This is a genomic window from Nocardia fodinahabitans (assembly GCF_052983615.1).
The window spans coordinates 6356694-6370090 of sequence record NZ_JBRJJC010000001.1; the positions used below are offsets into that span (position 1 = coordinate 6356694).

Sequence of the window (13397 nt, forward strand, 5' to 3'; positions counted from 1 at the left end):
GGAGATGGAGTAGTGCATTACGCGTTCGATGCGGGTACCGGGTGCGCGACGATATCGGTGTGGGAATCTCCCCACGTTTCGAAAGGACACCGGAGATGTTCGATTCGGATACCGAGGACGCGGTCCTGGCAGCCAGCCCGGACACCGGTGAAGCGTGGTTCGAAGCGACGAAAGGTCCGGCCGATGATCCCGACAACGGCGTCGGGACGAGGGGAATCGACCGGACCGACGTCTCCTCCCTCGGCTGGGCCCAGAAGGCGCTCCGTACCCATGGAACGGGGTTCCCCGGACCCGCGACGATGCGGGTTCTCGATGTCGTCCCGTACGCCGACGGCACCATGATGGTGCGGTACCACGTCGGCTGGGACGCCAACCTCACCGACCGGCCATGACCACAGCGGAACAGCACACCGGGTCGCCCGTGCGGGCCAGCGGTGACCACGTCACCTCGGGTTTGGCGACCATCGAACAGGTCGGGCGGGGCAAGGTCTTCGCGTCCACCACCGGCATCGTGGTGTTCCTCGTGGCGGTGCAGGCGACGATGGTGTTTCCGCTCGGCGCGCGCACGCCGGCGGAATGCCACACCGCGGGGTTGCTGGCCCTGCTGGTGGGCGCCATGATGGCGATCGCGGCGCCGACGGCGACCTACCGGTACTACGTCTACATCTATTCGCTGCGGCTGGACACGAAGTACACCCGGTTCGCGAAGCTGGTCTTCGCGGGCTCGCTGATCCTGTCCGCGCTCGACGGCGTGGCCGATCTCGTGCTGGCGATCCGGTTGACCGGCGAGCCCGCCTCGTGCGGCGGCACCACGGTGACGCTGCTGCGCACCCAGGCGGGCCTGCACCTGTTCTTCCTGCTGGTGGCCCTCGTGATCACCGCCGTCATCTGGTACAGCGGCACCAAGAACCGGCTCGCCGGCGACGACCCGTCGCAACCCCACTACGCGCAGACCCCGACCGCCGCCACCACACCCGACGGGCTGATCATCTGCTGCTCCGGCGGCGGCATCCGGTCCGCCTCGTTCTGTCTCGGCGCGCTGCAGGTGCTGCGCGATCGGCGGCTCTACCAGCGCGCGACCGCCGTGGTCGGGGTGAGCGGCGGCGGTTACATCGCCGCGGCCATGCATATCCTGCACCGCAATTTCACCGATCCGTACGCGCTCGAATCCTCGGAACTGGCCTATCTGCGCCGCCGCACGCGCTACCTGATGCCGCGCGGCACCGACAAGTTCCGCGCCGTGTTCTCCCTGCTCTACGGCATCGTCGTGAACGCGACGCTGGTCGGGATCGCGCTGCTGGCGGTGTCGTGGTGGCTGGGCTGGCTGCTCGACGACATCGACGTCCTCACCCGTGACGGCGACCGGCTGGAACTCCACCTGGTTCCGGCCGGCGGGTACTGGTACCTGGCGATCGCGCTCGGCCCGTTCGCGCTGGCCCTGGCGGCATTCGTGGTGGAGAAGGCCTGGGATCGGCTGACCATGGTGCCGGATCGGATGCGCAACTTCTTCGCGAAGGCGTCGCGGCTGCTGCTGGGCGCCGGGGTGCCGCTGGCGGTCCTGCTCGTCGGTGTCCCGGTCGCTCTGTACGCGCTGAGCAGGCTGACGGACGGCTCGGCCGACGCGCCGACCACGGCGCTCGCCGGGCTCGTCGACCCGGGCGGAAAGGGCGCGCTCACCTTCACCGCCACGCTGGTCGCGGTGATCGGGCTCGGGCGCTCGGCCTGGAAGGGCCTGCACGCCGGCGACGCGGCGAGCGGCTGGTACGGGCGCGTGCTCACGGTGGTGCGCAAGACGGTCGCCCCGTGGCTGGGCAGCGCGCTGATCGTCGCGGTCGCCGTCGTCGCGCTGCTGCGCTGGACGACGGTCTTCGCCACCGATCCGCAGGCCCGCTCGAACTGGACACTGGCCTGGTGGCTGATCGGCATCGCCGTCGCGATCAAGGTCTTCACCGACGCCAACCGCACCTCGCTGCACACCTACTACCGGGAAGCGCTGTCGAAAGCCTTTCTCGTGGACAAGGATCCGCGCTCCCACCAGGCGGTGCCGCTGCCCTACAGCACCGCGCTGCGGTACTCCGACTACGGCACGCCGGTCGGGCACGGACCGCGGCTGGTCATCGCTGCGGCCGCCAACGCCAACGATGTCGCGTTCGTGCCCACCCGGCGCGGCTGCGTGCCGTTCGTCTTCGATCCGGACCGCATCGGCGTCGTCGGTGATCGGGCCCTGACCCAGGACGGCCTGCGCCCGACCGGGACCTACGAGCAGCTGGCCGACTACCGGTATCGCGATGTCACGGTGCCCGCCGCGATGGCGATCAGCGGCGCCGCCTTCAGCCCGCTCACCGGCCGGGAGAGCGCCCGCACCCGGCCGGTGCGGATCCTGCTCGCCCTGCTCAACGCCCGCCTGGGGGTGTGGCTGCCGAACCCGTACTGGCAGCCTGTCCCGCAGGGCAGGCTCGCCGCCGGGTTGCCCGCGGTGTCCAGCTGGGCCGACAAACCGGGGCCGTACCGGCTGCTGCGCGAGGCGTTCGGCAATCCGTCGCTGTACGACCGCTGGCTCTACGTCACCGACGGCGGGCACTACGACAACCTCGGACTGGTGGAGGCGCTGCGCAGGCGGCCCGCGGCGGTGCTCGTCCTCGACGCCAGCGGCAGTCCCGACGACCGGTTCTGCGCGCTGGCCGAGGCCATCGCGACGGCGCGAATGGACCACTGCGTGGAGATCAGCATCGATCTGGGGCACATGCTGCGCGGCGAGCGGAAGCGGGCCCACAAGGCGTGGGCGCACGGAATCGCCCGGCATCTCGACGGCGCCACCACCGACATCTACTACCTCAGATCGCAGCTGATCGACGACCTGAGCTGGGACCTCGAGAACTACAGCAGGGCACACCCGGACTTCCCGTACACCTCCACCGGCGATCAGCTCTACAGCGAATGGGATTTCGAGGCCTACCGTGCCCTCGGACACGAGGTGACCGCGCGGGCCCTCGACGATCCGGTCTTCGCCGGGCTGCGCGGTGCACGCCGCGCCGGAGCGCCGGAGTCGGACGGCGAGACCGGCGAGCCGCTCCTGGTGCGGCCGACGTAGCGCGCTACTCGCCGACGATCGATCCCGCGGTGGTCAGCGTGGTGAGTACCTGCTCGGTCTTGGTCATCTCGGTCGAGATCGAGAGGCCGTGGCCGCGGATCGCGGCATGGAACCGGTGCTGCACGTCGAGGGCGCGCGCGTGCAGCGTGGTGGGGGATTCCCCCGGGTCGGGAGTCACTCTCAGCGACAGTTCCAACAGGTCGAGGCCGTCCACGGTCCACCGCTCGGCGTCGACCGCCAGCTCCCCGACGGCCACGTTCGTCCACTTCGTCGACGCGACCGGGCCCATCGCGCGCAGATGATCGACCACGACACCGGGGGGCGTGCAGCTGACCAGGAACTGGCGCTGGGCCGAATCGAGGGCCTCGGTGACATCCTCGCCGCACAGGGCGGCCACCCGCAGCGAGCCGGCCGGGCGCCTGCTCACCACCGAGGCCGACAGCACCCGGCGGTCACCACACCAGTCGCCCTCGACGCGGAACTGCATCCCGGGCTCGGTGAACGGCGTCGACCAGCGGCCCACCAGCTGGGCGGCAGTGCAGGGCCGCAGTTTGACGGTCAGGTCGTCGTAGTCGCCACTGCGCAGCCGGATGGCGATCCGGCCCGCCAGCAAGGCGGGCCCGCCACGGGCGCCGGGGACGCGTGGCTCGGCGAACCACACGTCCCGGCTGATCGCGGCGGCGTTGGTACACCCCAGCCGGGTTTGGGCATCGACGAGGTCCCCGTCGAGATTGACCTTGATTTCGATCGGAGTATTCACCCGAGCAGCCTCACCCACGCACCCGTCCCGCGGCGCGCGTAATTCGCTACTCGATTGCCGCGGGCCGGGTCGCGGGCGTCACCACGGCCGCCGGGGCGGGCCGGTCAGAGCCCTGAGTAGTGCACTACTCGTGACATAGGTCACCCCGTGCCGGAAACTGATCTTCGACCACTTCTCGTACACCGCGGTTCGAGCCAGTCACGCTACGTGGAGGTTCTCGATGGTCGAGGCACAGCCGGCGATTCCGCCGCAATCGTCGCCACCCCAGCTGTCGTTCGTCGCCCGCGCCGCCGTCGAGGCCGCGGAGGCGCTCGACCGGCGCGTGGGCTGGTTCCGGTTACCCGCGCCGCTCGGGCTGGCCGTGCTGGTCGGCCTGCGCAGCAAGCTGCGGTCCCGCAATCTCTTCGACACCGGCCCGCATCCGGCCGGACCGTTGCCGCCGGACACGACCGGGGAACACCGGGGCGCGCGCACCATCGACGGCTCGTACAACAGCGCCGCCGATCCGCGCACCGGCTCGGTCGGCTGCCGCTTCGGGCGCAATTTCGCCCCCGAAGACAGCCACCCGGAGGACTCCGCCCGGATCCAGGAACCGAACCCGCGCCAGGTCAGCCTGCGTCTGCTGGCCCGCGACCGCTTCGAGCCCGCCACCACGCTGAACCTGCTGGCCGCGGCCTGGATCCAGTTCGAGGTGCACGACTGGTTCAGCCACACCCGCACCGACAGCGAGCCGTTCCGGGTGACCCTCGACGAGCACGACGCCTGGCCCGAACGGCCGATGACGATCCAGCGCACCGTGTCCGTTCCCGGCGCCGAACCCGGCGACCCGCCGAGCTATGTCACCGAGGACTCGCACTGGTGGGACGCCTCCCAGATCTACGGCAGCACAGCGGCATTCGCGGCCGCACTGCGGTCCGGCAAGAACGGCGAACTGGTGGTCGACGAACTCGGCCTGCCCCCGCTGGACGCGGCGAGCCTGCTCGCGCTCTCGGACGCGGCCGCCAATGCCTGGGTCGGCCTGGCGCTGCTGCATTCGCTGTTCCTGCGCGAGCACAACGCGATCTGCCGCCGCCTGTCGCGGCGCTACCCCGACCTGGACGACCAGCAGCTCTACGACACCGCGCGCCTGATCAACGCCGCGCTGATCGCCAAGATCCACACCGTCGACTGGACGCCGGCGATCATCGCCCACCCCACCACCGTCGCCGCTATGCGCGCCAACTGGTTCGGTGTCCTCGGCGAGCGGATCTCGCGCCGGTTCGGCAGGCTCGTCGGCAACGAAGTGCTCTCCGGCATACCGGGTTCCGCGGTCGAGGACCACGGCGTGCCGTACGCGCTGACCGAGGAGTTCGTCTCGGTGTACCGGATGCACCCGCTGATCCCCGACGACCTCGTGGTGCGCAGTCTCACCGACGACCGGGTGCTGGCCGAGTATCCGTTCCCCGAGCTGGGCGTCGCCCATATCCGCGAGCGGCTCGCCGAGACTCCGATGGACACCCTGTTCTACTCCTTCGGCCGCGCCCATCCCGGCGCGCTGACGCTGCACAACTACCCGCGCCACCTGCAGGAACTCGCCAGGCCGGGCCGCCCGCTGATCGACCTCGCCACCATCGACATCCTGCGGGTGCGCGAGCGAGGGGTGCCGCGCTACAACGAGTTCCGGCGTCAGCTGCGGCTGCGGCCCGCCGCCTCCTTCGACGAGCTGACCGACAATCCACAGTGGGCGCGTGAACTCGAACAGATCTACGGCACCGTCGACGACGTCGACTTGATGGTCGGCCTGTACGCCGAGCCCAAGCCACCCGGTTTCGGCTTCAGCGACACCGCCTTCCGGATCTTCGTGCTGATGGCGTCGCGGCGGCTGTCGGCCGACCGGTTCTTCACCACCGACTTCCGGTCCGAGATCTACACCGAGGCGGGCATGGCCTGGGTGCGCGACAACAGCATGCGCACCGTGCTGCTGCGTCATTTCCCCACGCTGGCGCCCGCGCTCGACGGCGTCGCGAATCCCTTCGCGCCGTGGAGGACTCCGCGATGACCTACCTGCGCTTCCGCGACGACCTGGAACAGCCGCGCCCCGACGAAGAACAGATCATCGACAAGATCATCGCGGTGCTGCGCGACAACAACGAACGCGCCTACCGCAAGTACAAGCGTGGACTGCGCGACGCGCACGCCAAGAGTCACGGCATCCTGCGCGGCGAGCTGACCGTGCCGGCCGGGCTGCCGCCGGAGCTGGCGCAGGGCCTGTTCGCCACCCCGGCGACGTACCCGGTCATCGCCCGGCTGTCGAGCACCTCCGGGGTGATCCGCAGCGATCAGCTGCGGGGCGTGCGCGGCCTCGGCATCAAGGTGCTCGGCGTGCACGGCCCGCGGGCGATGCCCGGCGACGAGGCCACCACCCAGGACTTCATCATGGTGACCCACCGAGAGTTCCTGTTCGCCGACGCGCACGCCTATCTCACCCAGGGCATGCCGACCGCCTGGGTGCTGGCCCGGCTGCCCGACGAAGTCCTTCGTGCGGGCAGCGATCTCGTCGCGGCCCTGGACAAGCACGTGCTGCGGCGCATCGGCACGCAGGTGCCGCCGAATCTGGGCGTGTTCGTCGCGCCCAACACCCACATCCTCGGCGAGACCTTCTACACCTCGGCACCGCTGCGCTACGGCGACTACGTCGCCAAGCTGCTCTACCTGCCGGTGTCGCCGGAAGTCGCCGCGCTGCAAGGACAACCGGTAAGCGCCACGGCCGGGGTCAATGCCCATCAGGACGCCGTCGTCGACTTCTTCGCCACGCACAGCGCCACCTACGAACTGCGCGCGCAGCTGTGCACCGACGCCGCGACCATGCCGATCGAGGACGCGACCGTGCCGTGGCCGGAGGAGGCGTCTCCGCATCGCACCGTCGCGACCATCCGGTTCGACGTCCAGGACCCCTACACGCCGCAGCGCCGCGCCTACGGCGACGACGTGCTGTCGTTCAACTCCTGGCGCGGCCTGGACGCGCATCGCCCGCTCGGGTCGATCAACCGGCTCAAGAAACGGGTGTACGAGGCGTCCAGCGATTATCGCCACGACGTCAACAACGCGCCGCGGCTGGAGCCCCGCGACGCGACCGAATTGCCGCCATGACCACTGCCCGGGCTCGTTGTGGGGGAGCCGGTCGCGAACTAGAATTTCGGGGTATGGGCGAATGGTGGCAACTGCTCGATCGCCCCGCCGAATTCGACACCGTCCGTACGGCTTTGACGACTGGGAACACCGGCGGAGTGATAGTGGTCGGCGCCGCGGGCATCGGCAAGACCACGCTGGCCCGGCTGGTCACCTCGGTGCTCGCGGACCCGGTCCGCTGGGTGGCGTGCACCGCCTCGTCGCAGGCCATTCCGCTCGGCGCTTTCGCCCCCTGGATCGCCGCGTCGGCCTCGCGCGATCCCCTCGCCCTGCTGCACTCGGCGCGGGAAAACCTACTGACCCAGCCGGATACGGTGATCGGCGTCGACGACGCGCACCTGCTCGACACCCTCTCCGCCACCCTGGTGCACCAGATCGCCGTCGACCGCGGCGCGCGCATCGTGGCCACCGTCCGCTCCGGCGAGCCCGTGCCCGACGCGATCACCTCACTGTGGAAGGACGGCTTCCTCGAGCGTGTCGAACTGACACCGCTGTCCAAGCCGCAATGCACCGCCCTGGTCGAGACGGTGCTGGGCGGGACCTTGGAAGGGCTCAGCGCCGACGTTATGTGGGAGTCCTCGGGCGGCAACCCGCTGTTCCTGCGCAACATGGTCGAAGGTGCGGTCGAGGCGCGCACGCTGACCGACGTCAACGGGGTCTGGCAGCTGCGCGGTCCGACCGCCGTGCCGTCCGGGCTGGTCGACCTGCTCGACGAGCGGCTGACCAGGACGAGCGAACCGGTGCTCGACGCGCTGCGGATGCTGTCGGTCTACGAGCCGCTCGACATCGACATCCTCACCGAGCTGGTCGGCGTCGACGCCGTCGACGCCGCCGAGCTCAGCGGCCTGATCCGGGTCTGCCGCCACGGCGGCTCGGTCGAGGTCCGGTTCAGTCACCCGCTGCTCGGCGAGGTGGTCCGCCGCCGGATCGGCACCGCCGCGGCCCGCACGCGGCGCGGACGCATCGTCGAGACATTGCGCGACCGGACGCTGGACACGCCGGCGGAACGGATCCGGCTGGCACAGCTGTGCGTCGACAGCGATCACCCGATCGACATCGTGCTGCTGATCAATGCCGCCAAGGACGCGATCGCGCTGGCGAATCTGCCGCTGGGGGAGCGTCTGGCCCGCGCCGCCTGCGACCGCTGCGGTGGCCTGCGCGCGGCCGAGCTGCTGTCGCGGGCGCTGCTGTGGCAGGGCAAGCCGCACGAAGCCGACGAGATCCTGGCCCGGTTCGACCCCGACCGGCTCGATCCGCTGCAGGTCGTGCAGTGGGGCCTGCCGCGGGCGAGCCTGCAGTTCTGGTCGCTCGGCGATGTCGACCGGGCCCACCAGCTGATCGACCTGGTCGCCGCCCGCGTCGAGCATCCGTCGCTGCGGCTGCTGGTCGACGCGGTCCGGGCGGCGATGGCGGTGCACGAGAACCGGCTCGCCGTCGGCGTCGCGGAGGCGGAGCGGGTGCTCGCCGATCCGGACTCGCCCCGGCAAGCCGTCGATTTCGCCGCGTTCACCCTCGGTCTCGCGTTGCCGTTCGTCGGCCGCGGCGCCGACTTCGCGCCCATCGCGGCCCGGATCACGACCGAACAGAAGTCCACCGACGGCCTGATCCGGGTGATGGTGCGCTACGGCGACGTGATGGCCCTGACGATGATCGGTGACCTGGACCGCGCCGAACAGCGGGCCTCGGAGTACCGGGAGTTCTCCTCGGCGGGCCAGTTCGCCGGCTGGGCCATCGCCCGCATCGGGATCGGCGTCGTCGCGACCTACCGCGGCCGGTTCCGGGACGCGATCACCGCCTTCGAACAGGCGCTGGCCGCGCTCAACGCCGATTGCACTCTGCCCTGGCAGTTGCCCGCCCGGCTGGTGCTGGCCCGTGCCTACGCGGCGGTGGGCGAGGTCGACCAGGCCGAACGGGTCCTCGCCGATGCCGAGGAGCACAGCGGTCCGCACATGGCCCTGCACGAGCCGCAGCGGATGATCGCGCGCGCCTGGGTGGCCGCGGCAGAGCACAGCCAGCACGCCGCGATCGACCTGGCCCGCAAGGCGGCCGACCTGGCCCACCGCACCGGCCAGTACGCGCAGGAGGCCGAGGCGCTGCACCACGCCGCCCGCTTCGGTGACCGATCCCTCGCCACCCGGCTGGCCGCCGTCGCGGCTCGCGTCCAGGGACCGGTAGCCGGAATCTACGCCCGGCACGCCGCCGCGCTGGCCCACGGCGATACCGAGGCGCTCGCCGCGGTCAGTGTCGAGTTCGAGAACGCGGGGCTGCTGCTGGCCGCCGCCGACGCTGCGGCCCAGGCCGTCCCGATCTTCGACCACGCCGGCCGGCGCCGTCCCAGCGCCCAGGCCGCGGCCCGCGCCGCCGCACTCGCCGCCCGCTGCGACGGCGCCTGCACGCCGGCGATCACGGCCGCCGCCCGTCCCCTCCCGATCACCGAACGGGAGCGGGAGATCGCCGCGCTCATCGGCCGTGGGCTGTCCAACCGGGCCATCGCCGAACGGCTCTGTGTCTCGGTCCGCACCGTCGAGGGGCACATCTACCGCGCGTGCATCAAACTCGACGCCACCGACCGCGACCAACTCGCCAAGCTGATCTGACACCATGGTGGGGTGACGACCGGTCGCCCACGAGCTGTCCTCGGCGCCGCGCTGGTCGCCCTCGCGGTCACCGCCTGCGCGAGCGACGAGCCGGACCGGAGCGGGCCCGCCGCCGTGACCTCGACCGCGCCGAGCACTCCCGCCGGCAGTCCCGCCCTCGGTTCCGCCGAGGAGATCGCGCACGGACTCGACGTGCCGTGGGGGCTGGCGTTCCTGCCGGACGGCGCCGCAGTGGTGGCCGAGCGGGATTCGGGCCGCGTCCTGCGCGTGACGCGCGGCCGCGCGCCGGAGGTCGTGCATCAGGTGGCCGGTGTGGTCGCGCGCGGTGAAGGCGGATTGCTCGGCCTCGCCGTCGCGCCCGACTACGCCGACACCGGGTACGTGTACGCGTATTTCACCGCGGCCGAGGACAATCGCATCGTGCGCTTCCGGCCGGGCGGTGCGCCGGAGGTCGTCTTCACCGGAATCGCGAAGGCGGGCAACCACAACGGCGGCCGGATCGCTTTCGGGCCGGACGGCATGCTGTACGTCGGCACCGGCGACGCGGCCGACAGCACGCGATCACAGGACCCGGCGAGTCCGAACGGCAAGATCCTGCGGCTCACGCCCGAAGGCGCACCGGCGCCGGGCAATCCGACCGCCGGATCACCGGTCCTGAGCCTCGGCCACCGCAACGTGCAGGGCTTGGCCTGGGACCGCACCGGCACCCTCTACGCCGCCGAGTTCGGGCAGAACCGCTGGGACGAGCTCAACCGGATCGAACCGGGCCACAACTACGGCTGGCCCACCGTCGAAGGCGCGGGCGGCGCCGACCGCGGCTTCACCGAGCCACTGCTCACCTGGTCGACCGCCGAATCCTCGCCCTCCGGCATCGCCATCGCGGGCGACACCCTCTACCTGGCCGCGCTCCGTGGTGAAAGACTCTGGACCGCAACGCTGTCCGACGGCAACGCGACGAATCCGGTCGCCTTCCTCCAGGATTCGTACGGCCGCCTGCGCACCGTCGCGGTGGCCCCGGACGGCGCCCTCTGGCTCACCACCTCCAACACCGACGGCCGCGGCGACATCCGCGCCGGCGACGACCGGATCCTGCGCTTCCCGGCCCGCTGACCGCCGCTCCCCGGTGCGGCGACGAGCGAGCTGTCGTACGGAGTCGGGGTAGGGGCTCAGGGTGTGCCGATCTGTTCGACGTAGCCGGTGCCGGTGACGGGACGGCCGCGGAAGGTGCCGGTGTAGCGGTAGCTGCCGACGTAGCCGCCGGCCATGCCGTAGACGTAGTCGTCGTTGGCGACGGCGTCGATGTGGATCAGGGGGTCGCCGTTGTCGTCGTCGACGGCCCAGGTGAACGCGGTGGCCAGGGTCATGTCCCGGCCTTCGGGAGTGCGTCGTGGCGTGGGTTCGTACTCGGTGACGCGGTACCGGTAGCCGTTCTCGTAGGCGCCGCCGTGGTCGGTGCGGGATCGCACGTACACGGTCTGCTGGAACGGAACGCCCAGTGGCCCACGCACTTCCACCATCAGCACCTGGGTGTCGGCGTCGATATTGATGATCTGATAGGTGAAGTAGGCGATGAACAGGTCGACCGCGACGGCGCGGGCGTATTCGAGCGTGCTGAGCCCGGACAGGTCGTAGCGGGTGCCTTGATGGTCGACGGTGCCCTCGTACTCGCACAGCAGCGACCAATGGTCGTAGAGCCCACCGCGCAGCTTGGCGAAATGCGCGATCTTGTCGGTGGCGCGCACCCGCAGATCTGCCCGGAATTCCGGATTACGGTAGGTGACCAGGAAATTCGGATAGCTGCCGCGCAGAGCGAAGTCCTCGCCGAACCGGATCAGGCTCGCATCCGGCGCCAGTTCCAGGTCGCGCGCCACCTGGAAGCCGCGGAACTGGCCGGGGAACCGGACCGCCGTGCCCGCCAGCAGGTTCGCGGTGTCGGCCGCGGAGGTCTCGATCAGATGCGCGTTGCGGAACGCCCGCACCTTCGGCTGCCCGATCACGGTGATGAAGTCCAGGAAGTTCAGCGGCGCGGGCAGGCCGGGGAACATCAGGCCGTAGTGGACGGTGCGGTAGCGCCCACGCGGCGGGTGGAAGGGCGTGTTCGGGTCGTAGGGGGTGCCGTTCACCGCGTGGGAGCCCGACACGGTGCGTTGAATGCCGTGGAGCAGGGGAGTCGTCATCGCCATGGAATCGGCGCCTTTCGCTGAACGGACATCTAGCTGACCAATAGGGAAATTACCGTTTGGTCAATTCGACGTCAACCATCGGAGCGATGCCCGCGAGATGGTCGCCCGATCAATTGACCGCTACCGGGGAGGCGGTAAATTACCGGGTGACCGGGCACGGTCAACCGGAGGAAGGAGGGCGTGATGGGCACCGCTGGAACGAAGGGTGTGCCGCGCGCCGAGCGGGAACGGCAGATTCTCGACATCGCCGGTGAGCAGATCAGCCGCGTCGGTTACGCCGGGCTGTCCCCGGGCGGGGTGGCGACGGCGGCCGGGGTCTCGAAACCCATGGTGTTCCACTACTTTCGCAGCAAGGAGGGCCTCTACGCCGCGTGCGTCGAGCGGGCGGCCGATACCGTGTGCGGCGCCATCGAGCCCGTCTTCGACGGCACCCCGGGGATCGAAATGGCCGAGCACACGCTCGAAGTCGTCATCGCCGTACTGGCGCGCCGTCCACACGACTGGAACGTGCTCCTGGACCGGTCGTATCCGCCGGACGGTATCGCGGCCGAGGCGTCACACCGGGCCGAACGACGCCTCGCCGAGCAGGCCTACCGCGGCGCCGCCGCCCTGCTCGCCGAACGCGGCATCACCGATGCCGCCGACCTGTCCGCGCTCACCGATGTCTGGATGGGCGTGGTGACGGCGCTGGTGAATTGGTGGCTGCGGCACCCGGAGGAAAGCGCCGAGGCGATGATCGCCCGCTGCACCCGGCTCATGGGCGCTTTGTTCTGAACCGGGTCAGAGCGCACCGGCCAGGTCGGCGAGCAGCCGCCGCTTCGATCGCGCGCCGACGACCGTCCGCACCGGCTTGCCGTCGCGGAACAGCATCAGCGTCGGCATCGACAGCACGGCGTAGTCGGCGGTCGTGCGTGGATTGGCGTCCACATCGAGCTGGACCACCGTCATCCGGTCCGCTTCCTCGCCGGCCAATTCGCGCAGCATCGGCTCGATCATCTTGCACGGCGGGCACCACGTCGCCGTGAACTCCACCAGCACCGGCCGCTCGGCCGCGAGCACCGCGCCGGCGAACGTCGCATCCGTTACCGCGGTCACCGTGTGAGTCATGGTCTCTCCCTCGATCGTCGGGGGCACACCGCCCCACGTCCGCCACGCTAGGGATTGACACCGGGGTCAAGGCAAGGCCGAGCCGGGAAACCCTTTGCCGGGCAGGCTGATCGGTCCGTACGGTCGGTGGATGGTGCCGCTTCCGAATCTGCTCGCGTTCCTCGCGGCGGCCTTCGTCATCGTCGTCGTGCCGGGGCCGGGGGTGCTGTTCGCGGTCGGCCGGGCGCTGATCGCGGGCACCGCGCGCACCTGGTTCGCCCGCTCGCCGCGCCGCCTGGAAGCGGTCGGCGCCACCGGTGGGGCGATGATCATCGGGCTCGGCGCCTCCGTCGCGCTCACCGGCGCCGTCAAGTGACGCGAACGGGAGCGGGACGCGCCGGGTAGCGCGCGGCTTTCGGCCGGTCGTGCGATCCGGAGGACACTGGATGTACCGCCTCCGGGCCGTGCCCGCGGCACGCCGGGAACCCCGCACTGACCGGGGTGGGACGTGA

Annotated in this window: 10 protein-coding genes and 1 pseudogene; 8 read left to right on the plus strand and 3 right to left on the minus strand. The window is 70.6% G+C overall.

Translation table 11 applies throughout. The features are described from left to right. Positions 1–95 precede the first annotated feature (95 nt). On the plus strand, positions 96–392 hold the full coding sequence (locus NV348_RS29925) for a hypothetical protein (protein WP_447149845.1): 297 nt from the start codon (positions 96–98) through the stop codon (positions 390–392). After that, the gene (locus NV348_RS29930; protein WP_447149846.1) at positions 389–3091 is read left to right on the plus strand and encodes a patatin-like phospholipase domain-containing protein; all 2703 of its coding nucleotides are present in this window, start codon (positions 389–391) and stop codon (positions 3089–3091) included. The genes NV348_RS29925 and NV348_RS29930 overlap by 4 nt, the downstream gene beginning before the upstream one ends. A gap of 4 nt (positions 3092–3095) precedes the next feature. On the opposite strand, the gene NV348_RS29935 is transcribed toward NV348_RS29930, so the two are convergent. Then, the gene (locus NV348_RS29935; protein ID WP_447149847.1) at positions 3096–3851 is read right to left on the minus strand and encodes a hypothetical protein; all 756 of its coding nucleotides are present in this window, start codon (positions 3849–3851) and stop codon (positions 3096–3098) included. 220 nt (positions 3852–4071) lie between these two features. Between NV348_RS29935 and NV348_RS29940 the strand changes: the two genes are divergently transcribed. The 4 genes from NV348_RS29940 to NV348_RS29955 are packed head-to-tail and all read left to right on the plus strand — an operon-like array spanning position 4072 to position 10726. Further along, a complete protein-coding gene (locus NV348_RS29940) occupies positions 4072–5889 on the plus strand; it encodes a peroxidase family protein (protein WP_447149848.1) in 1818 nt (605 codons plus the stop codon). Beyond that, the gene (locus NV348_RS29945) at positions 5886–6980 is read left to right on the plus strand and encodes a catalase family protein (protein WP_447149849.1); all 1095 of its coding nucleotides are present in this window, start codon (positions 5886–5888) and stop codon (positions 6978–6980) included. The genes NV348_RS29940 and NV348_RS29945 overlap by 4 nt, the downstream gene beginning before the upstream one ends. Before the next feature lie 53 nt (positions 6981–7033). Beyond that, on the plus strand, positions 7034–9616 hold the full coding sequence (locus tag NV348_RS29950) for a helix-turn-helix transcriptional regulator (RefSeq protein ID WP_447149850.1): 2583 nt from the start codon (positions 7034–7036) through the stop codon (positions 9614–9616). 12 nt (positions 9617–9628) lie between these two features. Then, on the plus strand, positions 9629–10726 hold the full coding sequence (locus NV348_RS29955) for a PQQ-dependent sugar dehydrogenase (protein ID WP_447149851.1): 1098 nt from the start codon (positions 9629–9631) through the stop codon (positions 10724–10726). A 56-nt stretch (positions 10727–10782) separates the two neighbouring features. Here the strand turns inward: NV348_RS29955 and NV348_RS29960 are convergent, their stop codons facing one another. Next, positions 10783–11793: a DUF6670 family protein gene (locus tag NV348_RS29960; protein ID WP_447149852.1), complete on the minus strand. Its 1011-nt coding sequence runs from the start codon at positions 11791–11793 to the stop codon at positions 10783–10785. A 189-nt stretch (positions 11794–11982) separates the two neighbouring features. Here NV348_RS29960 and NV348_RS29965 point away from each other — a divergent pair, with 189 nt between their 5' ends. Beyond that, entirely contained in the window at positions 11983–12573 is a 591-nt protein-coding gene (locus NV348_RS29965) for a TetR/AcrR family transcriptional regulator (RefSeq protein WP_447149853.1), read from the plus strand. A gap of 6 nt (positions 12574–12579) precedes the next feature. Here NV348_RS29965 and trxA read toward each other — a convergent pair whose 3' ends face one another. Then, positions 12580–12906 carry a thioredoxin gene (gene trxA, locus NV348_RS29970; RefSeq protein WP_447149854.1) on the minus strand — a complete coding sequence of 109 codons (327 nt, stop codon included), beginning with the start codon at positions 12904–12906 and terminating at the stop codon, positions 12580–12582. A gap of 229 nt (positions 12907–13135) precedes the next feature. On the opposite strand from trxA, the pseudogene NV348_RS29975 reads away from it, so the two are divergent. Then, a pseudogene (locus tag NV348_RS29975) lies at positions 13136–13261 on the plus strand (LysE family translocator); the annotation flags it as partial. Positions 13262–13397: the final 136 nt, after the last annotated feature.